12 protein-coding genes are annotated in these 24,693 nt (G+C 63.1%); 7 read left to right on the forward strand and 5 right to left on the reverse strand.

The genetic code is table 11. From position 1 onward, the window contains the following. Positions 1-1,143, forward strand: a complete 1,143-nt coding sequence (gene opgC / locus H7F35_RS19720) for an OpgC domain-containing protein (RefSeq protein WP_187108288.1) — start codon at positions 1-3, stop codon at positions 1,141-1,143. Positions 1,144-1,161: 18 nt separating this feature from the next. On the opposite strand, the gene H7F35_RS19725 is transcribed toward opgC, so the two are convergent. Genes H7F35_RS19725 through H7F35_RS19735 form a run of 3 tightly spaced genes read right to left on the reverse strand, consistent with a single transcriptional unit; the run spans position 1,162 to position 3,308 of the window. Then, complete coding sequence (locus tag H7F35_RS19725) at positions 1,162-1,923, reverse strand: SGNH/GDSL hydrolase family protein (RefSeq protein WP_187114343.1); 762 nt, start codon at positions 1,921-1,923, stop codon at positions 1,162-1,164. Positions 1,924-1,951: 28 nt separating this feature from the next. Beyond that, positions 1,952-2,707, reverse strand: a complete 756-nt coding sequence (locus tag H7F35_RS19730; RefSeq protein WP_187108289.1) for an anti-sigma factor domain-containing protein — start codon at positions 2,705-2,707, stop codon at positions 1,952-1,954. A 25-nt stretch (positions 2,708-2,732) separates the two neighbouring features. Further along, on the reverse strand, positions 2,733-3,308 hold the full coding sequence (locus tag H7F35_RS19735) for an RNA polymerase sigma factor (protein WP_261803284.1): 576 nt from the start codon (positions 3,306-3,308) through the stop codon (positions 2,733-2,735). Between the two features lie 291 nt (positions 3,309-3,599). On the opposite strand from H7F35_RS19735, the gene H7F35_RS19740 reads away from it, so the two are divergent. The 6 genes from H7F35_RS19740 (at position 3,600) to H7F35_RS19765 (ending at position 19,976) form a co-directional block, all read left to right on the forward strand. Next, entirely contained in the window at positions 3,600-3,743 is a 144-nt protein-coding gene (locus tag H7F35_RS19740; protein WP_187108291.1) for a hypothetical protein, read from the forward strand. Between the two features lie 16 nt (positions 3,744-3,759). Beyond that, complete coding sequence (locus tag H7F35_RS19745; RefSeq protein WP_187108292.1) at positions 3,760-5,073, forward strand: tetratricopeptide repeat protein; 1,314 nt, start codon at positions 3,760-3,762, stop codon at positions 5,071-5,073. Between the two features lie 298 nt (positions 5,074-5,371). Next, positions 5,372-16,279, forward strand: coding sequence for a hemagglutinin repeat-containing protein (locus H7F35_RS19750; RefSeq protein WP_187108293.1), 10,908 nt, complete (start codon positions 5,372-5,374; stop codon positions 16,277-16,279). Then, positions 16,260-16,766 (forward strand): hypothetical protein, encoded by a 507-nt coding sequence (locus H7F35_RS19755; protein ID WP_187108294.1) that lies wholly within the window; start codon positions 16,260-16,262, stop codon positions 16,764-16,766. Before H7F35_RS19750 ends, H7F35_RS19755 begins: the two co-directional genes overlap by 20 nt. A 743-nt stretch (positions 16,767-17,509) precedes the next feature. After that, the gene (locus tag H7F35_RS19760; protein ID WP_261803285.1) at positions 17,510-18,184 is read left to right on the forward strand and encodes a hypothetical protein; all 675 of its coding nucleotides are present in this window, start codon (positions 17,510-17,512) and stop codon (positions 18,182-18,184) included. Positions 18,185-18,257: 73 nt separating this feature from the next. Continuing rightward, on the forward strand, positions 18,258-19,976 hold the full coding sequence (locus tag H7F35_RS19765) for a ShlB/FhaC/HecB family hemolysin secretion/activation protein (RefSeq protein ID WP_187114345.1): 1,719 nt from the start codon (positions 18,258-18,260) through the stop codon (positions 19,974-19,976). An 89-nt stretch (positions 19,977-20,065) separates the two neighbouring features. Here the strand turns inward: H7F35_RS19765 and H7F35_RS19770 are convergent, their stop codons facing one another. Both H7F35_RS19770 and H7F35_RS19775 read right to left on the reverse strand, forming a co-directional pair. Continuing rightward, positions 20,066-21,505 (reverse strand): efflux transporter outer membrane subunit, encoded by a 1,440-nt coding sequence (locus H7F35_RS19770; RefSeq protein ID WP_187108295.1) that lies wholly within the window; start codon positions 21,503-21,505, stop codon positions 20,066-20,068. Continuing rightward, entirely contained in the window at positions 21,505-24,690 is a 3,186-nt protein-coding gene (locus H7F35_RS19775) for an efflux RND transporter permease subunit (protein ID WP_187108296.1), read from the reverse strand. Before H7F35_RS19775 ends, H7F35_RS19770 begins: the two co-directional genes overlap by 1 nt. Positions 24,691-24,693 lie beyond the last annotated feature (3 nt).

Raw genomic sequence — 24,693 nt, forward strand, 5'->3', positions numbered from 1 at the left:
ATGAAACGCTACTGGGAAATAGACGCCTTGCGCGGGCTGATGCTCGTGCTGATGACCGTCACCCATCTCCCCACGCGCCTGACCGATCCGCTGGGTCAGCCTTTTGGTTTCGTTTCGGCCGCCGAAGGCTTCGTGCTGTTGTCGGCCTTCGTGGCCGGGCTGGTCTACAGCCGCATCGGTTACGTGCGCGGGGTGGACTCGATGCGCACGGCCTTCTGGCGGCGCGTGCTGAAGGTCTACCTGTGCCAGGCAGCCATTCTTCTGTTCCTGTTCACGGTGATCGCGGCGCTGGGGCTGCACATCGACCAGCCGGCGGTGAAGAACCTGGTGTCGTACTACCTGGCCGAGCCGCGCGACGGTTTCCTGTACGGGCTGCTGCTGATCTACGAGCCCGCGCTGCTCGACATCCTGCCGATGTACATCTTTTTCATGCTGCTGAGTCCGTGGGTGCTGGCCTTTGCCATGCGCCATGGCTGGACGCTGGTGATGGTGGTCAGCGTCAGCGTGTGGGCGGCGGCGCAGTTCGGCTTGAGCGAATGGGTCTACGGGCTGGCCGTGCGCTACCTGGGCGTGCCGGTGCCGTTCCATGAGATGGGCGCCTTCAACACCTATGCCTGGCAGTTCCTGTGGTTCGCGGGGCTGTGCATCGGCGCCACCCGCAGCGGACCCGCCGCGCGGCCGCTGCGCTTTCCGGCGTGGCTGCTGGTGCTGGCGGCCGGTATCGCGCTGTACGGGCTTTACTGGCGCCACACCGGCATCAACGGGCAGGCGCCGTTCGGCGGCGATGTGGAGCTGAACCTGCTGTTCGACAAATGGCAGCTCGGGCCGCTGCGGCTCGTCAACCTCGTGGCGCTGGGCATCCTCGCCGTGCGCTTCGGGCCCTGGCTGATGCGCAGGATTCCGCGGATGCACTGGCTGGAGGCGATGGGTTCGGCCTCGCTGCCGGTGTTCTGCGCACACCTCGTGGCGGTGCTGCTGGTGCTGACTTTCTATGGCGACAGCCAGACGGCGCGGCCCTGGTGGGGCGACGGCCTGCTGCTGCTGGCGGTGTTCGTGGGGATGTACTTCGTGGCGCGCTTCACGCGCGGTGCGGATCTGCCGCCGCCGGCGGACGATGTGCCTTCGGGGCCCGCGCCGGCCTGAGCCGCGCGGCCGCCGGGATCAGGGCAGCGAGGTGGCGACCGGTGCCGGCGGAATGCTCGGCAGGTGCGGCGCGATCACCGAGTGCCACAGCCGGTAGCCCTCATCCGTCATGTGCAGCTTGTCGCTGCGAAACAGCTCCGGGCGCGGCCGGCCATCGGCGCCGATCATCGGCGTGTAGATGTCGATGTACTCGCTGTTGGGCAACAGGTTGAGGTAGGCCGAGATCACATGGTTGGTCTCGCGGATCTGCGGCATGAGCTGCTCGCGCGACGGGCTGGGCTTGACCGAGATGAAGCTGATGCGCGCATTGGGCAATTCGGCGCGCACCGCGTTGGCGAAGCGCGCGAAGCTGTCGAGCACCTGCAGCGGTGTGCGGCCTTCGGCCAGGTCGTTGTCGCCGGCATAGACCATCACCTGGCGGGGCTTGTAGCGCACCACGAGGTCGCGCGCGAACAGGCTGCAGTCGAACAGTGTCGAGCCGCCGAAGCCGCGATTGACGATGCCGCCGGGCACCCGGGCGAAGTCCTGCTGCATGCGGGTCCACATGCGCACCGTGGAGCTGCCGACGAACACCACGCCGCCGGGCCCGGGAAAGCGCTCCTGGTCGGCGCGCGCAAATGCCGCGAGCTCGTTGTGCCAGCGTTCCTTGGCGGCCAGATAGTCGCGCGCGGACGCGGCCTCGGCGGCGGCCGTCTCGGATTCCTGGGGGAAGAAGGCAGGCTGGGCGTGCGTGGCGAGCGCCGCCGTCAGCAGCGCGACCGCGGCCAGCGCGGTTTTCATCGAAGACATGGGGAAGGCAGGCAACAGGTCAGATGGTTTTTTCGATCAGGGCGCCCTTGAAGACCACGGGGCCCTTGGGTCCGCTGCCTGGCGGGACGCCGCCCTTGGCTTCCAAGGTAACGGCCAAGGTCGGTACGGCGTGCACATCGGATTCCGATGCAGCCAGCCGCAGGCCCGGCGCATTGTCGAGTACGCCGAGCGAACGCGGTGCACCGCCGGGCGGCAAAGCCCACAGTTGCAGCGACTTGTCGCCAGCTTCGGCGTAGTTGCCCACGCGTTGCAGCACCAGTTGCTTTTTCTTCGGGTCGAAAGTCACGAGCATCGAGGCGGCCGATTGATCGTCGGACAGCACGGCCACGTACTGCACCGCCGGGGCGTTGTTCAACTGGTCGCGCAGGTTGAGCCCGACCACCACGGCCAGCACGGTGGCCAGCGCGCCGGCCGCCGTGGCGCCGCGCCAGAGCGCGAGGCTGCGCAGCCAGCCGCCCGGCTGCGGCTTGGCGGCGGCGTTGGCCGCATCGCGCTGCCGCTCCATGGCGTGCTGCGTCTTCTCGGCGTCGATGATGTTGCGGATGCGGGTCCACACGGCCGCATCGGGAACGATGGGGCTCTGCAGCTCGGTCATGCTCGCGAGCCGGCCTTGCCAGACCAGCGCCGCGGCGCGCACCGGCGCCTGTTCGCGGGCCATGGCTTCGAAGCGGCGGCGGGCGCCGCCGCGCAGGGTGCCCAGGGCGTGGCTCGCAGCCAGCAGCTCGAGCAGTTCGGGGTGTGCGATGAGATTCATAGGGCCGCCTTCTTCGTCATCGCCTTCATGCAAAGCGTCCCATGCAGACGCGCAGTTTTTCCAGTCCGCGCCGGATCCAGGTCTTGACCGTGCCGAGCGGCAGCTTGAGTTGTTCGGCCAGCTCGCCGTGGCTCATCTCGCGCAGGTAGGCCAGGCTGACCACCTCGCGCTGGCGGCCTTCCAACTGGCCCAGGCACTGGTGCAACGCCCAGGCCTGCTCGCTGGCATCGGCGGTATCCGCCGGGTTGGGCGCATTCGACTCGAGGGTGTCGGCCATCAGCTCGTCGAATTCCTGGGTGAGCTGGGCGCGGTCGGCGGTGCGCCGTCGCAGCAGGTCGAGCGCGCGGCTGCGAACGATCAGCCCCAGCCACGCCAGCGGCGGACTGAGCGAGGACCGGTAGTCGCCGGCGACTCGCCAGACGGTCAGGAAGGCTTCCTGCAGAACGTCCTCCGCCCATTCGCGCTGCCGCACGACGCGCATGGCCAAGCCCATCAGCTTGGGCGAGGTGCGGTCGTAGAGCTGCCGCAGGGCGGCTTCGTCGCGATGGCCGATGCGATCGATCAAGGCCATCAATTCGGCGTCCGGGCTGGGTGCTGTCATTCGCGGATTGTGGGCCATGGTTGCGCATGCCTGATATACGGCCCGCGCGGCTGGTCGGATTCAGGCCGGCAAAGCTGGCGGGGAGCTGTGTTCAGGCACCGTCGGCGGGGCTTGAAGTGGCCCCCGGTTGGCCGTCGATTGGATACATTTGTTAACGTATACTGCCCCGCAAAATCGAGCGGGGCCGCGTGCGCGCGGGGGGAAGAATGAAGCAAAGCAAGACGGTCAAAAACCACGCAGAACCGTGACGAAGCTTGCGAAGCAACCCGCAAGACCTTCGAGAAGATTCGCATGGTCAACGACCAGGTCGGCAGCATCCTCACTGTCTTCATCCGGCGCCTGGAGCGCGAACGGGGCCAGGTGCGCCTCGGCAGCCGCGTCGTCATGAGCCAGGGCGAGTTCGTTCGCAAGTCAATAGAAGCAGCAGCAAGATAGAAAGCAGGCCATCGCCATGATCGTCGACAGGGATTCGCTGCCGCCTCCGCCGCCGTTCTGGCACCGGCTCAACAGCTTCTTCGCCTTTCCGTTCCAGATGCGGCCGCTGGCTTACGGCCTGGTGCTGTCGTTCTGCAGCCTGCTGTTCGAGGCCGTTTTCTTCTTGCCCGACGCCTTGGCCTTCGTGCTCATCGAGATCGGCATCATGCTGGCCGCCAGCCGCTACGGCTTCAAGATCATCGCGCTCGGTGCGCGCGGCATGCGCGACTCGGCCGACTTCGGCCGTGAGTCCAGCGACGACTGGACCTACCTGCCCTGGAAGCTGTTCGCCATCTCGGTGGTGCAGGCCTTCCTGATCGGCTGGCTGGCCTGGTACGCGCCGATGCTGGGCACGGTCGGGTTGTTCGTCATGTCCTTCACCTTTCCGGCGGCGGTCATCGTGCTGGTGCAGTCCGGCAGCTTCTTCCAGGCGATGAACCCCGGCCATGTGATGGACGCAATGCGCATCATCGGCTGGCCCTATGCGCTGCTGTGCTTCTTCCTGTTCCTGCTGAGCACGGGCGCGCAGATCGCCATTTCGATGGTGGTGCCGGTGTTCGACGGCCGCATCATCCTGCCGATTGTCAATTTCGCGTTCATCTACTTCGGCTGGGTCATGGCGAGCCTGCTGGGCTACGTGATGTTCCAGCACCACGCTGCCTTCGGCATCGACGCCGTGCCCGGCAGCGAACTGGGCGACGGCGCCCCGGTGGACCGCCGCACGCCCGAGCAGATCGCCGCGCAGCGCACCGATGCCGAAGTGGCGCAACTGATCACCGACGGCGACCTGGCCGCCGCGCTCGGCACTGCGTACGAGGCGCAGCGCACGGCTGCGTCGGACGACCTGTCGGCGCAGCGCCGCTACCACCGCGTGCTGACGATGCTGCCCGACAAGCAGGCCACGATGCTCGACCAAGCGCGGCGCTTCATTGCGCTGCTGATGCGGCGCGACCTGGGGTCCGAGGCGCTCAAGGTCTTCAAGCTCTGCCGTGAGCGCGACAAGACTTTTTCGCTCGACGACCCGGCGATGGTGATCGCGATGGCGCGTGCCGAATGGCGCAACGGCGACGCGCACGCCACGCTGGCGCTGCTGTCGGGCTTCGACCGGCGCTTTCGCGGGAACGAGGCGATTCCGCAGGCCTATGAGTTGGCCGCCCGCGCGCTGGTGCAGGGGCTGGGCCGCGCCGACATGGCGCAGCCGATCCTGACGACGTTGGAGTCGCGTTATCCGGACAGTGAGCAGACGCAGGAAGTGCGCTGGTTGCTGCGGCCGGCGGCGCCGGCGGCATAGGGACGGGCGCGGGCTTTCGGCCTGCAGGATTGTTCATCAGGTGAGAGATCGCGGCCGCTGGCATCGGAGGCCGACGCGCCCCGCCTGCAGCAGGCGACTATTGCGCAAAGCTTTCACACGTCCAATCGAATGTAGTTCGTAAGAATTACACGCGCTAGAGAGCGGTTGCGTGTTGTTTTTATCTGTGACGAAGTGCCTCGCTTGCAAGGGTTTTCCCTTTGCATAATCGCTCCCCCCGTTTCGTGCGTCTTGTCACAGGTCACGTTCCGGAAAAACAACTGTCAGGGAGCGCCAGAACATGAATCGCCATTTGCACCGCATCGTCTTCAATGCCGCGAGAGGCATGCGCATGGTGGTTCAGGAAACGGCTACGAGCACGGGCAAGGGATCGTCCAAGGCGACAGGCGGCAGCAAGACGGCGTCGTCGGTGGCCGCATCGGTACTGACAACAACCGCGCTCTTCGGGCTCCTGGGGCCGATGCCCAGCCAGGCCCAGATCGTCGGCGCCCCTAACGTCCCGGGCAACCTTCGCCCGACCGTACTGGTTGCGCCCAACGGCCTGCCCTTGATCAATGTGCAGACGCCGTCCGCCGCAGGCGTTTCGCGCAACGTCTACAACCAGTTCAACGTCGGACCCAACGGCGCGATTCTCAACAACAGCCGCGCGAATGTGCAGACCCAGCTCGGTGGTTTTGTGCAGGGGAATCCGCACTTGGCCACTGGTCCGGCGCGCATCATCCTCAACGAAGTCAACGGCGGCATTCCGAGCCAGCTTCGCGGCTATATCGAAGTCGGCGGGCAACGCGCTGAAGTGATCATTGCCAACCCGGCCGGCATCAGCGTCGATGGCGGGGGCTTCATCAACGCGAGCCGTGCCACGTTGACCACTGGCACGCCACAGTTCAGTCCATCAGGAAGTCTTGACAGCTTTCTCGTGCGCGGCGGCACCATCAGCATCGATGGTGCGGGCCTCGATGCCAGCAAGACCGACTACGCGGCAATTCTTGCCCGTGCCGTGCAGGCCAACGCGGGCATCTGGGCCAGCGAGCTGAAGGTTGTGGCCGGGGCCAATCAGGTGTCGGCGGATTACAGCCAGATCAGCCCAACCACAGGCACCGGTCCCGTGCCCACCTTCGCACTCGATGTAGCCGCGCTCGGCGGCATGTACGCCGGAAAGATCACGCTCATCGGCACCGAAGCGGGCCTTGGCGTTCGCAATGCCGGCACCATCCAGGCCGCACCGGGCACCCCCGTGCTTGCAGGGGCAGGTCAATTGGTGGTGACCAGTGCGGGCCGCCTTGAGAACATCGGAGCGATCCAGGCCACGGCCGATGCGAACCTTGCGGCATCGAACCTTGCCAATGGCGGCCGCATCAGCAGCGGCGGCAATCTGAAGATTGCGACACAAGACACGCTGGCCAATTCGCTCAACGGCGCGGGCGGCACGCTCGAAGGCGCGCGCGTGGAGCTTGCCAGCGTCGCGGGCAACATCGATAACCGCAACGGCGGCACGATTCGCCAGACGAGCAGTGCAGCCCTTGCCATCTCCGCGCCAGTCTTGAGCAACACCGCCGGTGGCGTGATCGGACTGGAGCCTGTCGCGGCAACACCACCGCAGTCTGGAAGCGAAACAAGTCCAGGCACAGGCGGCGCCGCCATCACCCCAGGCTCGCCCGGCGCGGGAAGCGGTTCTGGTTCCGGCGCAACCATCACGCCTGCACCGTATGTTCCTCCGTCGCCCGGCGCGATCACCGCTGCAGGCGGGATCCTCAACGATGGCGGTCGCATCTATGCGGGCGGCCCGATCTCGCTGGAGAGCGCGAACATCATCAACAACGGCGGGACCTTGAATCTCGCCAGCATGAGGGTCAGCCAGCCCACCTTCGACAACCGCGGTGGCACGGTGAACATCAGCAACGGTTTCAGCGCCAATGTCGAACGCTTCGACAACATGGGCGGGGAACTGAATGCGGGCAGCCTGAACATCGCGAGCAGCGGTGATCTGATCAACGTCGACGGCGCGCTCACCAGCGCCACCGATGCCAACCTCACGGTCGGAGGCAAAGCCGACAACACGCGTGGGACGATTTCCGCGGCGGCCGCCTTGACCGCGAATGTGGCGGGGGCGACGAACAACAGCGCCGGCACCCTTGCTTCCAATCAAGGCCTGACGTTCAACACCAACTCTCTGGACAACACCAAGGGCAGCATCCAATCGGCACAGGCCGGGGTTCGGCTCACAGTGACCAGCCAACTGGCCAACGGCAGTGGTGGCGCCATCGGTGCGACTTCGGACCTGAACGTTCAGGCAGGCACGCTTGTCAACGGTGGAAGCCTGCGCGGCGCCAATGATGTCAAGGTTGCGGTCGGGGGCGCACTGACCAACGACGGCAGCATTACCGCAGGCCGAAACACAACGATCACGACGGGTAGCCTGCAAGGCCGCAACGCCGGCGTGCTTGGTGCCGGCGTGCTTGGTGCCGGCGTGCAGAACGACGGCAAGCTTGGCGGCGCTGGCGATTTGCGCGTGACGAGCACTGGCGCATTGGTCGCCAACGGCATCAATCTCGCCGCGGGCGACGCTACGCTGCAAGGCGCGAGCGTCGATCTCTCGGCCAGCCAGACCAGCGCGGCCAATATCGCGATCACTGCGACCCAAGGTAACGTGGTCACCGGCAGCAAAGCCGCCGTTGTTACGCCGGGCATCTTGAGCATCACCGCCAATGCTCAGCCTGGCCAGACCTTGGTGAACGATGCCGGTCAACTCAACGCCGGGAAGTTGGACCTGAACGTCTCGAACATCGCCAACACGAATGGCGGCGAGATCGTGCAGACCGGTGGCGAGGCCTTGACCATCGCCACCAGCGGCACCCTGAACAACGATGGCGGACGCATCGCCAGCAATGGCCAGGATCTGAACCTGCGCGGCGCAAGCATCACCAATGCAAACGGCCAGATCGAGCATGCCGGAGCCGGCATGCTCACCATTGCGGGCGGAAGCTACAACGGGGCCAATGGCCAGATCACCACCAACAAGGCATTGACCGTCGCCATGTCGGGCACCTTCAATCAGGACGGCACAAAAGCCAGGACCAGCGCCGAGCGGGTCACCATCGATGCCGGGTCACTCAGCAACCGTGGGGGCCAGATCATCCAGACCGGCTCCGATGCCACGCGCATCAACGTGGTTGGCGCAGCGGACAACAGTGACGGCACCATCGCCAGCAATGGCAATACGAACATCGCGGCCGGCAGCCTGACCAACCAGGGCGGCATTGTTCGCGCAACTGGCACCTCCAACCTCGACGTGATCGTGGACAGCGTGCTGGACAACAGCAAGAACGGCGAGATCGGCGCAGGCGCTAATGCGACGATCACCGTCAAGAACAAAGCCGGGAGCCTGAACAACGACACAGGCAGCATCACCGCTGCCGGCGATCTGAGCGCCACCATCGGCGGGGCCGCAACAAACGTCGGCGGCATGCTGGCCGCCAAGGGCAACACCACCTTCAGCGCGAATACGCTGGACAACAGCAAGGGCACTGTGGCCGCGGTGGCGGGCAATCTCGGGGTCACGACCATGGGCGTGACCATCAACAAGGAAGGCGGGATGAAGGCTGGTGGCGCAGCAACGCTCACCAATGGCGGTCTGGTGAACGATGCAGGCAAGGTCACCGGCAAGACCCTCGTCATCGATGCCAGCGACAAGTTGCTGAGCAACGACCATGGCATCTTGGACTCTGCTGCCACGCTGGACATCCGTTCCGGCGCGCTCGGCAACAACGCGGGCCTGATCCAGTCAGTCGATGCGATGAGCGTCAACACCCGTGGCCAGAAACTGACGAACACCCGTTCGCCGGACCCCGAGAAAAAGCAAGGCGAGATCATCAGCGGCGGCGCGTTGACGCTCAGGACCGGTGCCGTCGACAACACGGCGGGCTACATCGGGTCCAAGGGCCTTCTTGACGCCGAGACCGGCAAGTTCACGAACGCCAGTGGAGGCACGGTGCTCGGCCAATCCACAGTAGCAATCAACACCAAGGATGCGAGCTACGACAACAGTGGCGGCCAGACCCAGGCGGTAGGCGATCTCACGATCAACGCCGGGGACATCCAGAATTCTGGCGGCCTCGTGCGCTCCCTTGCAAAAACCACCTTGAATGCCGCAAGCATCGGCAATGCCAACACGCGTAGCGCCAACCAAGGCATCGAAGGCAAGAACGTTTCCATCGGGGTTGGCGGCCTGAACAACAACACAGGTGCCGTTCGTGCCGATCAGAATGTCACGATCGTCAGCAGTGGTCCTCTGGACAACAGCAAAGGCCTGATCTCCGCCATACAGACGCTGGCCATCAAGGATCCCAATGCGGGCAATCCCGGTGCCAAGACCCTCGTGATCACGAACACCGATGGAACATTGGTCGGGGGCACGGCCGCAGTGCGCGGCCCTGACGGCAAGGTGCAAACCCCGGGATTCGGCGGCGTGGTGCTTGACGCCAAAAGTTTCAGCAACGACGGCCAGCTCGTCTCGGCCAACGATCTGGGTGTCGCGCTCGTGGGCGATATCACCAACAACGCAGAGGTCGCTGCCAACGGGAACCTGAGCTACGCCACCACCGGCACACTCACGAACAACGGAAAACTGCTGGCCGGACAGAAACTCACGATAGGCGGCAGCGACATCAACAACACGGCCAGCGCCGAGATGTCTGGGGCCGATACTGTCGTCAACGCCAGCGGCACCCTGATCAACCGGGGCCTGATCGACAGCAAGGGCGCCACGCAGGTCAATGCGGGTGCGGTGAAGAACATCGGCACAGGCCGCATCTACGGCAACCAGTTGTCTATTGGCACAGGCACGCTCGACAACGATGCGGAGACCGCCAACGGCGTGACCAAGGCGGGCACCATTGCCGCGCGCAACACCTTGAACATCGGCGCGAACACCATCAACAACCGCGAGCATGCGCTGATCTTCAGTGGCGGCACGACGGCCGACGCGATGCGCATCGGCGCCAGGCTGGATGCCGACCGCCTGGCCACCGGGCAGGGCTCAGTGCTCAACAACCTGAGCGCCGACATCGAGTCGCTGGGGAGCATGGTGATCTCGATGGACAACGTCAACAACCGCGACATTCACATCGAGCGCGGTGAGCCGGTGGTCAAGACAAGTGTCGCCGTGACGTACGCGCCCTACATTCCGCAGCCTGGGCGTGGGGGCTTCTATACCCTGGACCAGGTGCGGCTTGATCCGATCAATCGCACGATGTTCTTGAGGAAGCCTGATGGCAGCGAAGAACTGATCGGCACGGGCGGCTATGGCCAATGGACCGCACCGCTCATCGCGATCAGCGACACCGCCAAAAACCTCGACCCCGCGCGCATGGCGGCTGCAGGCGACATTGCGGTCTCCGGCCGCTTCTACAACGAGAACAGCCAGGTGACGGCCGGCGGCACAGCCACAGGCGGCCCCTACGTGCCCGAACAGATGAAGGGGCAGGTCACCCTCGCAGTCGGCACGGCGACCGTGATCAGCGACCAAGGAGAACTGGCGGCTCCGGTGGCTGGTAGCACGAAGTTCGACACCATCTCGCTGGGGGCATACAAGTACGAACCCAACCTCAATGCCGTGAACGGCAAGGCACTGGGCCCAGCCTCCAGCGTCAACGTGGGCACCCATGCGGGTGGCGTCGGTGGGGTGGGCGCCGGCAGCGGCCCGGCCACCATCGTTGAAGTTCCAGCCCAGGTTGGTGCGGTGGTGAGCGTTGGAGGCCAGAGTGCGGGCAGTACAGACGGTGTAGCCACAACGGCTCAGGCGGGTTCGGCGCGAACCATTCCGATGGTCGTGCGCACCAGCGCGCCCAACATTGCCGTCCCCCGCGCCAGTCTGTTCAATGTCCGCTCCGAAGCAGGTAGCCACTACCTGATCGAAACCGATCCTCGCTTTGCAAACTACCGTAACTGGCTCAGCAGCGACTATCTGCTGAACAACCTCGGGCAGGACCCGAACAATATCCTCAAGCGCCTGGGCGATGGCTTCTACGAACAGAAGCTCATCCGTGAGCAAGTCGCGCAGTTGACTGGCTACCGCTTCCTGGACGGTTTTGCCAACGACGACGACCAGTACGCCGCGTTGATGAATGCGGGGGCCACCTTCGCCAAGCAATATGGCCTGCGCCCTGGCATCGGCTTGTCGGCCGCACAGATGGCGCAACTGACCAGCGACATCGTCTGGCTGGTCGAGCGCTCTGTAACCCTGCCCGACGGCAGCACGCAACAGGCGCTGGTGCCTCAGGTGTACGTGCGCGTGCGGCCAGGGGACATCGACGGCTCGGGCGCTCTCCTGAGTGCTGATGCCACCGTGATCAAGACCTCCGGCGATCTGGTCAACACAGGCACCATTGCTGGACGGACCCTGGTGTCGATCAACGCCGAGAACGTCAACAACCTCGGTGGCCGCATTGCCGGTGGCAGCATCGGCATCAACGCACGCAACGACCTGAACAACATCGGCGGCAGCATCACCGCGCGCGACGCGGCTATGCTGACAGCCGGGCGCGACATCAACATCCAGACCACGACACAGACCGGCGTATCGCGCACGGACATCGACCGCGTGGCTGGCGTGTACGTCACCGATCCGGGGGGCGTGTTGATCGCTTCTGCGGGGCGCGATACCAACCTCATCGCTGCTGCGCTGGTCAGCGCCGGATCGGTTGCGGTGGGCGCAGGGCGCAACATCAACCTGGGTACCGTCACCGAAAACCGCAGTTCCGTCGTCGCGGGCAAGGGCATCGCGGCAGTCGCATTTGAGAGTCGCGAAGTGGGCTCCGTCATCCAGGGCCAAGACAATGTGCGTCTTGCTGCTGGCAGCGACTTGAACATCCGGGCGGGTGCCATCGCCAGCGTTGACGGTGCATTGATAGCAACGGCCAGGAACGATATCAATGTCACGGCGGGGCAGTCCACGAGCAGCATCGCCACGTCTACCCAGTCTTCGTCCAAGAGCCTGTTCAAGAAATCCAGCTCCAGTACCTTCGACAGCACCAGTACCACGGATGTCTTGTCCAGCAGCTTGAGCGGCAAGAGCATGGCGCTGGTGGCCGGTAACGACGTCAACCTGAAGGCCGCGCAACTTCGCACCGCTGAGGCCATGAGCTTGTCGGCAGGTCGAGATATCAATCTCACGACGGCCAACCGGACGACGCAGGAAGCCCACGCCAAGCAAAGCCGAAGCAGCGCCACCGGCCTGGGCAACGCCATCGGCATGTCCATGGGCCCCGACACCCCCAATGGCGCCGCCATGAGGGGCAGCAAGTCCGCCACAAGTGCCAATGGAAGCAGCCGCACTGATGCGATTGGGACGAGCGTTTCGGCGGGGAGCCTGCAGACAGTGAGTGGACGCGATACCACCTTGCAGGCGGCCACTGTCGTCGCCGACAACAACATCACCATGCTGGCCGGTCGCAACCTCACCATCGAGAGCGCCCAGAACACGCGCACGGAGAGCAGCTACGACGCCAACAGCAAGTCCGGCATGGTGGGCAAGTGGTACAACCCGGCCATCGGGAACATCAAGGGTTCCCAGGCGACTGCAACCACCAGCACGACCCAACAGGCCAGCCAGGTCGCCAGCCTGCAAGGCAACGTGACCTTGGTGGCCGGCAACGAATACCGCCAGACCGCCAGCAGCGTCCTGGCCGCAGGACAGGCCGGGCCACTGGTGGGCGGCGACGTCAACATCCTTGCGAAGAACGTCGTCATCAACGAGGCCTACAACACCTCCATGTCGGTGACCATGGACAAGAGTTCCAGCAGCATCCTAGGCGGCAGCGCCAGCGTCATGGGGATCAGTACCGACACCCTCAAGGGGGCATCCAGCACGATCAAGGCCATGGGCGATACCAGCGACAGTCGTTCACAGGCGCTGGGCGCCCTCAACCTGGCCATGAGCGGCAAGCAGGTGTACGACACCGCCAGCAAGCTCGCCAACGGTGGCGGCATGAGCTACGGCGTGAGCGTCAATGTCAGCCGCAACACCAGCCAGAGCACCAGCATCACGAGCAGCAGCGAGGCCGTGGGCTCGGGCGTCGTGGGGGCCAACAACGTCAATATCGCGGCCACGGGCGACGGCAAAGACTCGAACATCCACGCCATCGGCTCCACCATCGCGGCGGGCAACACCGCCAACCTGGCAGCCGACAACGACGTGACGCTGGAGGCCAGTAAAAACACCAGCAAGACGGTCGGGCAGAACTCCAGCCGCGGCGCCAACGTAGGCGTCACCTTCGGGGCCGGCGCGCAGACCGGCTTCAGCATCCAGTTGGGTGTGAGCAAGGGCAAGGGCCGCGACAACCAGGACAACATCAGCTACAACGCCACCCAGGTCAGCGGCGGCAAGGCCGTCAACATCAGCTCGGGTGGTGACCTGAATATGCGCGGAGGCATTGTTGAGGCCAACCGTGTCACGGCCGATGTGGGCGGCAACCTGAACATCGAGAGCCTGCAGGACGTGAGCGTAGGGCAGTCACGCCAGAGCAGCGGTGGCTTCAATGTGAGCCTGTGCATTCCGCCCATCTGCTACGGCATCAGCACAGCAGGGGGAAATGCAGCGGGGGCCAAGGCCGATGGCGTGTTCGTCAGCCCGGCCGTTCAGTCGGGCATCAAGGCCGGAGATGGTGGCTTCGACGTCAAGGTCGCGGGCAACACAGACCTGAAGGGTGCGGTGATCGAGAGCACGCAAGCCGCCATCGACAACAAGAAGAACAGCTTCAGCACCGGCGGCGAGCTCACGATGAGCGATTTGCAGAACGTCAGTCAGTCCAGCGGCAGCAGCTTCTCGGTCAGCGGGAGCGTTGGGTTCTTTGCGGGGGACGAAGCGGCCCATCGACAGGTTCTGCGCGAACGCGGCATGACCGATGCGGACATCGATGCGATGCGTCGACCGGGCGGCGGAGCTGGTGTGGGCAGCCACAGCGGCAACAACCAGACCAGCGTGACCAAGTCCGGCATCTCGGGTGTTGCGGGCGACCAGAACGTGAGGACCGGTGACAACAGCAGCGCCGGCACGTTGGTCAAGGACTGGAACACCAAGACCATCATCAAGGATGTGCAGGCGCAGGCGCAGATATCGCAAGAGTTCAAGCAGAAGGCGGCCAAGGCCATTGGAGACTTTGCTGATGGAAAGCTCAACGACGCCAAGAAATTGCGCGGAGAGGCTGAAGCGGAGCTTGATCTCGACAAGAAGGCCGCGTTGATAGCTCAAGCGCGCGATCTGGAGACCAACTGGAAAGAAGGCGGGGCCTACCGCGTATTGGCACATGCAGCGTCAGGTGGTCTGAGTGGTGGAGTCGCTGGCGCCTTGGGGGCTGGTGCGAGTTCTGCCTTGATGCCGCGAATCGGGGAGGCCATCGCTGGCATGGGCTTGCCCTCGCCAGTGGCCCAGGCGGTGGGTGCCGCAACGGCGGCGGCCATCGGCGGCATGGTTGGGGGAGCGGCCGGGGCATCGGGCGCCTACAGCATTGACATCAACAACAGGCAGCTGCGTTTTACCGAGGCCCAGAAGCTTGCAGCACTTCAAGCGAACAAGACACAACAGGAAAAAGACCGACTTCAAGCGGCGGCCTGCTTCTTGGTGAAATGTGCAGATGGAATTTCGAAAGATGACAAGGCCTACGGAAAACTACGTTCTTTACAGGACGATGGGAAAAAATACGAGGCAGAACAAGCAGCTTTGCGCGCGACGGGTGAGTTTGTCTATGAGCCGTACGTTGACGCAGCACGAGATGCACTCACGCGAAACGGAGAACTGATCCGCCGCACGGGCGGCGCGGCAAATCTGGCTGGCGGCTCGGTTGGGTTGGTCGGCGGTGGTGCTCTTGCTGCTGGCGGTGCTCTGAGTTGTCTTGAAACATTCGGGCTAGGGTGTCTTGCTGTGCCATTGGGCACCGGTATTGCAGTCTCTGCGAATGCTCAAGCTCAGGATGGGAGCAAGACGCTCTTCGGCCCCTACCAGTCAAGCGAAGGTCAGCGCGTGCTGGACTCGTTCAACGTGGCGGGCTATCCGGGTGAGCGCGACCCACTGATGGACGTGGGGATTGATGCGAGCAAGTTCGGACTTGCTTGGCTCGGGGGCAAATACATTCCCAAGGCGTTGGCGAAGGCTGAGGGAATGGCTCCGATGCCTGTTGGCGTACCGAGGACAGCAAGCGGCACATGCTCGTTCCGAGGCGACATGTTGGTCAAGACGACCTCGGGCTATACCCAGATCAAGGACATACGTGTTGGAGATGGCGTCTTCTCGCGCGATGAGCGTGAGGGCGTCGTGGGCTACAAAACCGTTCTCGCGCAATACAGCAACCCGTACCAGGAAACCGTCTATGTGACGATAAAGGACGCCGATGGCCGGGTGCAGGTCATTGTTTCAAATGCTGTTCACCCGTTCTTTGCAAAACTACCAGGCATTGAAAGTGAAACGATTTTGCCCAAGGCGTCTGAGGGGCATAACTACCAAGGGCCAATCCTTCACGCGCAATGGGTAGATGCGGCAAACCTGAAAACGGGATACCGCCTACTGGGCAGCAGTGGAAATTGGCTTGAGGTCAAAAGAATTCAGCGGACATCGGAGCCACTGAGAGCCTATAACCTGACGGTGGCGGATTTCCATACCTACTTCGTGAAGGGTGAAGAGGGGGCAGAAGGCGTCTGGGTACACAACAATTGCTGGAGCAATTTGCCCGGAGATGCAATTGCAACCGGCAAGACAACTCCTGATGGACGCCCTTTGTATACGTTTAAGGGGGAAGATGGCAGGCAAGTTACCGCATACCAAGGCAAGGCTGGGGATGCCAAATGGTATGACCCCAAAGTATATGCGCCTGATCTGCCAATACCTCGTGGAGTCAATGTCAAAGCGCCGCCAGAGCCGGTTGTTACATCACCGCTTGTACTCTCAACTTCAGAGCAAGCAGCAATGCTAGGGTACAGAAAAACAAATGAGAATTCAAAATTTGGAGAGCCTGTTTATTTCAATCCGAGGGCCAAAAAAGAGATGCAATACATAAGTCGAGATGTTGGTAGTGGCAATGGAGTGGGGAGTCATAACGGTGGTTTTTGGAAAGCAGCTTCGTCAGTCGCAAATCTCGGAAAAAATACGACCAGAACTGGCACCTTTGATGTAACTCTGGATGAAAAAATTGGAAAATAATATGACGATATTCGAGCTTATTCAAGAATTGATAAAAATTAAAGATGCGAATATTTTGGTTGCAGGGAGGGTTGATGGCCTAGTTATTCCGGTTTATGGGATTGGTTCTAAAGATGGCTTTATGCTGCTCAACTTGTTGCACAAAGAGCCCTGGGCAAACGCCGAGCATAAAACGAAAAAACTGCTTGAATCACTGAACAGTTGTCTGAAAAGGGATGAGATATTTCCTGGTGCTGGAAATACCAAAATCTACTTGGAATTAGATGAATACAATTTCGATTACAGTATGACAATTAAATATTATGAGGCTAATGGTATTGAGTACAAGGATGATCGTTTTGTACTGGTCGCCGGAATGGAGATGATCGAAATGAGGCAAGAGTGCCCGGTTGATCCATATCTTTTGAAGATGCAAGGGGAAAATCCAATGGATAAATTTTATTTTCCTTTCCGCCCTGGAGTTGATGGAGTTGATGGAGTTGAGTAGTTTTTCGGCAGAGGTTCGCGCAGCTTGAAGTTCCATAGTTACCTAGCCAAATGGGCTGCGGCGCGGAGTTACTATGCAAAATGAGGTCCGCACTAAAGTTGACAGCGTACCCTGTATTTTGAGATGAAGAAATGGCCAAAGTTGTTGAATTTTATATTGAAAAAAATGTGATGAGTTATCCGAATGCCAGTTACTCTGACTACTGGCGGTTAGCGCGCTCGAAAGATGAAAGTCTTTCCGTGAAAATAAGTATGACAAATATACTTGCGCGTGGATTCCTATTGTTGGGTCAAAAATGACTCGGAAACGCTCTCGAGCATTATTCAGTTCATCGAAAAAATAATTCGCCTTCAGAAAGGCGAGCAAGAGGGATTTGTTGAGTATTCCGATGAAATGAATGTTGCCTTTGAACGCGCGGGCGTTCAATTTAGTTGTGTGATTGATTCGTGGGAAGAAGTCCCGGAAGGGAATTTTTCTCTCATTGAAGTTATTTTTTTGGTAGAGGCGTGGCATAGGTTTTTGCAAATACCCGATTCCGAGCAATCGAAAATGGAATTTTCTCTCCCTTGTTTTATTTAAATATTTTGAGATGGCTTATGACGCTTTCTTTGAAGGTGCAGGACAGATCCTGTAACGAAGGGTTTTAAAAAATCACACCGCAGGTCTGAGAAATATCGCAGAACTACATCAATACGCCACCTCCTGCGCTGGCGGCAGGAATCATGATCATCAAGTGAGTACTTATGGCTGGTGATATCTATTTCAGACTCAAAAAGTCGGATGCCAAATCCCGTGTTTTTGATTTAATGAAAATGTCTGAAAAAATGAATTGGTGGGCCGTAGTTGTTGCCAGTGGCATGCTATCGGCATGCGCCTATAGCAAGATCAATCCCGAAGCTGCACTTGCCGATATTCGTGCCAACAATGGCTACAACGAATTGCGCGATGTCGAGCCTGGCACGGCCAAGATCGTGGTGCGGGCTGCAGGCTCAGGTTTTCCAGCGCATTTCTCTGTCAGCACCTCGCCGCAGGCCTGCCAGGAATTCACCTCCTTGGGCAGCGTGGTCTACACGGGCCGCGGCGTCATCTACCCCTGGATCGCCAACGCCGTGCAAGGCACCAGCAGGGCGCTCGGCAAGACGGAGCCCTATCGCGTTCACGAAGCAAAGCCTGGAGAGCCAATTCAAGTGAGCGGCTACGGCTCCTGGGGCAGCGGCACCGGTTCGGGATATCGCTCTGGCAACTGCGGCCCTGTGACGCTCGGATTCACTCCGAAAGAAGGGCATGCCTACATTGTTGAGTTCGGCTGGGGTAGCAAACCCGCCTGCAACTTGACTCTGGTGGACGCCACCGATCCAGATGCGTTGGTGCCTGTTCCATCAAAGACCATTGAGGGATGTCCCGCGCCGGTTCGTTGAACTGAGTGCGGTCGACGGGGCCGGTATAGGCCTGCACAAGAATAGAAAGAGGGAGTTTGATTTGAAACGCAACCTGTGGGCTGCCGCCGTAGCGGCCGGCCCATTGCTGGCTCTGGCTCAGCAATCACCCACTACGCCGAAACCTTTCGTTGAACAGCAGCGTCAGCAAGAGCGTGAGCGAGCACTGCGCGAGCAGAACGAACGCACTGTTGATCAGCGTCCGCAGGCTGCACCATCGGCGCCAAACCAACGCATTCCCGAGTCCGAGTCCCCGTGCTTTCGCATCGATCGCGTGCTGCTTGTCGGCGAGCAGTCCGAATCCTTCCAATGGGCCGTCGCTGATCTGTCTGGCCCCGACGGCAACGATTCGCCCATCGGTCGATGCCTCGGCACCGCCGGCGTCAACGTAGTCCTCGCACGTGCCCAGCAAGCCGCCATCGCCCGCGGCTACGTCACGACCCGCGTTCTCGCCGCACCGCAGGATCTGTCGACCGGCACCTTGACGCTGTCGCTCGTACCGGGCCGCATCGCCGCCATCCGCACGACCGCAGACTCCTCATCGACTTTGCTCGGCAGCTCAGCCCTGCTCGCCACTGCCATCCCCGCACGCCCCGGCGATCTGCTGAACCTGCGCGACATCGAACAAGGCCTGGAAAACCTCAAGCGTTCCCCCACCGCCGAAGCCGACATCCAGATCGAACCCTCCACAGCCGCAAACGCCAAGCCCGGCGACAGCGACCTCGTCGTCAAGTACGTCCAATCCAAGAAGTGGCGAGTCACCCTCAGCCTTGACGACAGCGGCACCGAAGCCACAGGCCGCTACCAGGCCGGCGCCACCCTGTCCCTGGACAACCCCTTCGGCCTGAACGACCTGTTCTACGTCAGCGCCAACCACAACATCAACAACCACGTCTTCGGCGACCCGGCCAAGGGCACCGAAGGCCAGACTGTTCACTACTCGCTGCCCTACGGCTACTGGCTCCTGGGCTTCACCGCCTCCAACAGCCAGTACCACCAGAGCGTGGCCGGCCTGAACCAGAACTACGTGTACGCGGGCAAGAGCAACAACGCCGAGGTCAAGTTCTCGCGCCTGGTCTACCGCGACCAGAGCCGCAAGACCACGGTGGCCATCAAGGGTTGGCGCCGCGAGTCGCGCAACTTCGTGGACGACACCGAGGTCGAGGTGCAGCACCGCGTGGTCGGGGGCTTGGAATTCAGCCTGAACCACAAGGAGTTCATCGGCGACGCAACGCTTGAAGGCACGCTGGCCTACAAGCGAGGCACGGGCGGCTTCGGCTCGCGCGCCGCGCCGGAAGAAGAGTTCGGTGAGGGCACCTCGCGTCTGAAGCTGTACACGGCGGACATCAGCCTCAATGCGCCTTTCAAGCTCGGCGAGCAGAAGATGCGCTACTCGGGCCTGATCCGGGCACAGTGGAACCGCACGCCGCTGACACCGCAAGACCGCTTCGCCATCGGCGGGCGCTACACAGTGCGTGGCTTCGATGGCGAGACGAGCCTGCTGGGCGAACGCGGATGGCTGCTGCGCAATGACATCGGCTGGGCGGTGGGGCAGAGTGGCGCGGAGCTTTATGTAGGCATGGACTACGGCCATGTCGGTGGCCGCTCCACGGTCGACCTTCTCGGCCGCAGCCTTGCCGGCGCAGTCATCGGCGTGCGCGGCCAGTGGACCAAGCTGAGCTACGACTTCTTTGTCGGCGCGCCCATCCGCAAGCCCGAGGGCTATCGCACTGCGAAGGTCACGCTGGGCTTCAATCTCAACGCAAGCTTCTGAAAACCTCCTGACTTCTTCCCGGCCGCAATGGCAGCGCAGGAGAGTTTCAGGAAGAGAGCGCAGCGGACCCGAGCAAGAAGAACGGCGCCTCAGCCGTCCTTCCAACCTCCACCCAACGCCTTATAGATCGTCAGCCGATTGGTCTGCTCCGTAAGCTGCAACCCAATCAGCGTCTGCTGCGCCGCGTAGTAAGCGCGCTGCGCATCGAGCACGTCCAGATAATTGCTGGCACCGCTCTTGAACAGCGACTGCGACAACTCGAAGCTGCGCGAAGTGGCGCCCAGCAACGAGCGCTGCGCATCCAGCCGTTCGGCCAGCGTGCGGCGTTCGGCCAGCGCGTCGGCCACTTCGCGGAACGCGGTCTGCACGGTCTTCTCATAAGTCGCGAGCTGGATCTTCTGCTGCGTCTCGGCCACGCGCAGGTTCGCGCGGTTGGCGCCGCCGTCGAAGATCGGCACGCTGATCGAGGGCGCGAAGCTCCATGCCTTGCTGCCGCCCGCGAACAGGCCCGACAGGTTGCTGCTGGCTGTGCCGGCCGATGCGGTGAGCGCGATGCGTGGGAAGAATGCGGCGCGCGCCGCACCGATGTCGGCGTTGCTGGCGCGCAGTGCGTGCTCGGCGGCGCGCACGTCGGGGCGCTGCTGGAGCACGTCCGATGACAGGCCGGCCGGCGGCACCAGCAGTTGCGCGGCGGTGGTCGTGGCCGTTGTCGATGTGGCCGGCACCGGCAGCAGCTCGGCCGGTGGCGTGGCACCGACCAGCAGGGCCAGCGCGTTGCGGGCCTGCTCGACCTGGCCGTCGAACGCAGCCGCATCCGCGCGCGCAGCATCGACGGTGCTTTGCGATTGCGCCAGCGCCAGACCCGATTGCGAGCCCAGGGCGTGGCTGCGCTGGATCAGCTCGAAGGACTTGCGCTGGCTGTCGAGCGTGCTGCGCGCAAGCTGCAGTCGCTGCTCGTCGGCGGCCAGTTGAAGCCATGCGGTGGCCACGGCGGAAATCAAGCTGATCTGCGTGCTGTGCCGTGTCTCCTCGGTCTGGAAGTAGCTCTGCAGCGCGGATTCGCTGAGGTTGCGCACGCGCCCGAACAGGTCGAGTTCGTAGCTCGTCAGGCCGAGGTCGGCGCTGTACTGCGTGGCGTAGCGCGCTTCGCCGCTGGTCGACAGGCCGCCCGGCGTGCGCGAGCGGCTGCCGCCCGCACCGGCCTCGACGGTCGGGAACAGGCCGGCGCGCACTATGCCGTACTGGGCCCGCGCACGCTCGATGTTGAGCGCGGCCACGCGCAGGTCGCGGTTGTTGGCGAGCGCGAGTTCAACCACGCCCTGCAGGCGCGGATCGACGAAGAAGTCGCGCCATGCAACGTCGAGCGGCGTGGCCGCCTCGACACCGGCGGAGGGCAGGGCTTGCGGCACCGGAGCGACGGGTTTCTCATACGCGGGCGCAAGGTTGACGCAACCCGCGAGCGCGGCCGATGCCATGGCCGCACAGGCGAGTGCGCGCAGAGGGAATCGGGAAAAGGATTGGCGTCGCATCAGTGGCCTCCCTGTTCGGCAGCGGCCGCAGCGGGCTGCGATCCATTCGCCTCGTCATCAGGCACAACAGGTTTGCGCCGCCCCTGCAACCATCCGCGAATCAACGCAAAGAACAGCGGCACGAAGAAGATGCCGAGCGCAGTACCGACCACCATGCCACCCAGCACCGCAGTGCCGATCGACTGGCGGCCACCCGCACCGGCGCCTGTGCCGATGGCCAGCGGCAGTACGCCGAAGCCGAAGGCCAGCGAGGTCATCAGGATCGGGCGCAGGCGCAGCCGCACCGCCATCAGCGTGGCCTCGACCACGCTCTTGCCTTGCTCCTGCAACTGCTTGGCGAACTCGACGATCAGAATCGCGTTCTTCGACGACAGCCCCACGGTGGTGAGCAGGCCGACCTGAAAGTACACGTCGTTGCTCAGGCCCCGGAAGCTGGTGAACATCAGCGCGCCGACGATGCCCAGCGGCACGACCAGAATGACCGAAAACGGCACCGACCAGCTCTCATACAGGGCCGCAAGACACAGGAACACGAACAGGATCGAGATGGCATACAGCACCGGCGCCTGCGCACCCGACAGCCGTTCCTGGAACGATGCGCCGGTCCATTCGTAGCCGATGCCGGGTGGCATCTGCTTCATCACTTCGTCCACCGCAGCCATGGCGTCGCCCGAACTCACGCCCGGCGCGGCATCGCCCACGAACTCGTAGCTCGGGCTGCCGTTGTAGCGCTGCAGTTGCGGCGAGCCATAAGTCCAGCGCGAGCTGGAGAAGGCCGGGAACGGCACCATCTGGCCGAGGCTGTTGCGCACGCTCCAGCGGTCGATGTCGGCGGGCAGCATCCGAAAGGCGGTGTCGCCCTGCATGTACACGCGCTTCACGCGCCCGTTGTCCAGAAAGTCGTTGATGTAGGTGCCGCCCATCGCGCTCGACAGCGTGCTGTCGATGTCGGACGTGGCCAGGCTGGCAGCCCCAGCGCGCGCGTCGTCGATGTCGACCGCAAACTGCGGCGTGTCGTCCAGGTTGTTGCTGCGCACGTTCGCCACCTCGGACCGTTTGGACAACAGTTCGATGAGTTGGTCGCGTGCCTTCACCAGCGCATCGTGGCCCAGGCCGTTGATGTCCTTCAGGTGGAAGTTGAAGCCCGCGTTGGCGCCGAGCCCGCGCACTGCCGGCGGCAGCAGCACGAAGATGCGTGCGTCGCGGATGGTCGACAGGTCCTTGTTGGCGCGCCGCGCCAGCGCTGCGGCCGACTGGCCGTCGCCTTCGCGCTCGGCCCAGTCCTTGAGCTTGACGAAGGCGCGCGCCGAACTCTGGTCGCCGTTCTGTCCGGTGATGACGTTGACGCTCAGCACCTCGGGCTGTTGGGTGAAGTAGTCCTGCATCTGCGTGACCACCGGCTGCAGCCGCGCGTCCGACGCGCCGGGCGGCAGCGTCACCTGCACCTGCAAAAAGGCCTGGTCTTCATCGGGCAGGAACGAGGTCGGCAGTCGCATGAACAAGAGCGCCATCACGGCCGCGATCAGCAGGTACACCACGATGCTGCGCTTGCCGCGCCGAATGATGCCGCCCACCACGCCCTGGTAGCGATCGGCGCCCTTGTCGAAGTTGCGGTTGAAGCCTGCAAAGAAGCGGTCGGCCGCGCCGAGCACGCCGCGGCGGGCCACCGCGTGCTGGCCCTTGGCGACGGGCTTGAGCAGCGTCGCGCACAGCGCCGGCGTGAGCGTGAGCGCCACGAACACCGACAGCGCCATGGCCGAGACGATGGTGATCGAGAACTGCCGGTAGATCACACCGGTCGAGCCGCCGAAGAAGGCCATGGGGATGAACACCGCCGACAGCACCAGCGCAATGCCGACCAGCGCCGGCGTGATCTCGGCCATCGACTTGCGCGTGGCCTCCTTGGGCGAGAGGCCTTCCTCGTGCATCACGCGCTCGACGTTCTCCACCACCACGATGGCGTCGTCCACCAGCAGGCCGATGGCCAGCACCATGCCGAACATGGTGAGTGTGTTGATCGAGTAGCCCGCAATCGACAGCACGCCGAAGGTGCCCAGCAGCACCACCGGCACTGCAATCGCCGGGATCAGCGTCGCGCGGAAGTTCTGCAGAAAGACGTACATCACCAGCACGACCAGCAGCATGGCCTCGGCCAGCGCCTTCACCACTTCGTCGATGGATGCACTGACGAAGGGCGTGGTGTCGTAGCTCACGAAGGTTTGCAGCTGGTTGGGAAAGAGCGGTTGCAGCTCGGCCACCTTGGCCTTCACCGCCTCGGCCACCTGCACCGCGTTGGCACCATCGGCCAGCACCACGCCCAGCCCCGCGCCGGGGCGGCCACCGAGTTGCGAGCGCACCGTGAGGTTCTCGGCGCCGAGTTCGACGCGGGCCACGTCCTTCAGCCGCACCACGGCGCCGTCGGGCGTGGCGCGCAGCACCACGTTCTCGAACTGCTCCGCCGTCTGCAGCTTGCTGCGCGCGGTGATGGTGGCGTTGAGCTGCTGTTGCGCGCTGGCCGGCAGCGCGCCGAGCTGGCCGGCCGACACCTGCGCGTTCTGCGCGGTGATGGCGGCGCCGACGTCCGAAGGCATCAGCGCGTACTTGCGCAGCTTGTCGGGGTCGAGCCACAGGCGCATGGCATAGCCGGTGCCCAGCGTCTGCACTTCGCCCACGCCGTCGATGCGGCTGATGACGTCGACCAGGTTGCTGCTGATGTAGTCGCCCACGTCCACGGCCGATGCACTGCCGTCGCCCGAGTACATCGAGACGATCAGCAGGAAGTCGTTGCCGCCTTTGGTGACGGTGACGCCGCGGCTTTGCACCTGCTGCGGCAGGCGCGACATGGCCTGCTGCAGCTTGTTCTGCACCTGCATCTGGGCCACGTCGATGTTGGTGCCGGCGTTGAAGGTGAGCGACAGGCGAGCCACGCCCGACGAGTTGCTGGTCGACTGCATGTAGAGCAGGTTGTCCAGTCCCTTCATCTGCTGCTCGATGACCTGCGTGACGGAGTCTTCGACCGTCTTGGCCGAGGCGCCGGTGTAGGTGGCATTGATGGACACGCGTGACGGCGCGATGTCGGGGTACTGCTCCAGCGGCAGCGTGCGGATGGCCATCAGGCCGGCGAGCATGACGACGATGGAGAGCACCCACGCGAAGATGGGGCGGTCGATGAAGAACTGGGCCATGGG

Source organism: Variovorax sp. PAMC26660 (assembly GCF_014302995.1).
Taxonomy (GTDB): Bacteria; Pseudomonadota; Gammaproteobacteria; order Burkholderiales; family Burkholderiaceae_C; genus Variovorax.

Bases quoted from the DNA above. Each gene is read 5' to 3' on its own strand.
- opgC (WP_187108288.1), top strand. From the start codon at position 1: ATGAAACGCTACTGGGAAATAGACGCCTTGCGCGGGCTGATGCTCGTG.
- H7F35_RS19725 (WP_187114343.1), bottom strand. From the start codon at position 1,923: ATGAAAACCGCGCTGGCCGCGGTCGCGCTGCTGACGGCGGCGCTCGCC.
- H7F35_RS19730 (WP_187108289.1), bottom strand. From the start codon at position 2,707: ATGAATCTCATCGCACACCCCGAACTGCTCGAGCTGCTGGCTGCGAGC.
- H7F35_RS19735 (WP_261803284.1), bottom strand. From the start codon at position 3,308: ATGACAGCACCCAGCCCGGACGCCGAATTGATGGCCTTGATCGATCGC.
- H7F35_RS19740 (WP_187108291.1), top strand. From the start codon at position 3,600: ATGGTCAACGACCAGGTCGGCAGCATCCTCACTGTCTTCATCCGGCGC.
- H7F35_RS19745 (WP_187108292.1), top strand. From the start codon at position 3,760: ATGATCGTCGACAGGGATTCGCTGCCGCCTCCGCCGCCGTTCTGGCAC.
- H7F35_RS19750 (WP_187108293.1), top strand. From the start codon at position 5,372: ATGAATCGCCATTTGCACCGCATCGTCTTCAATGCCGCGAGAGGCATG.
- H7F35_RS19755 (WP_187108294.1), top strand. From the start codon at position 16,260: ATGAAAAAATTGGAAAATAATATGACGATATTCGAGCTTATTCAAGAA.
- H7F35_RS19760 (WP_261803285.1), top strand. From the start codon at position 17,510: ATGGCTGGTGATATCTATTTCAGACTCAAAAAGTCGGATGCCAAATCC.
- H7F35_RS19770 (WP_187108295.1), bottom strand. From the start codon at position 21,505: ATGCGACGCCAATCCTTTTCCCGATTCCCTCTGCGCGCACTCGCCTGT.
- H7F35_RS19775 (WP_187108296.1), bottom strand. From the start codon at position 24,690: ATGGCCCAGTTCTTCATCGACCGCCCCATCTTCGCGTGGGTGCTCTCC.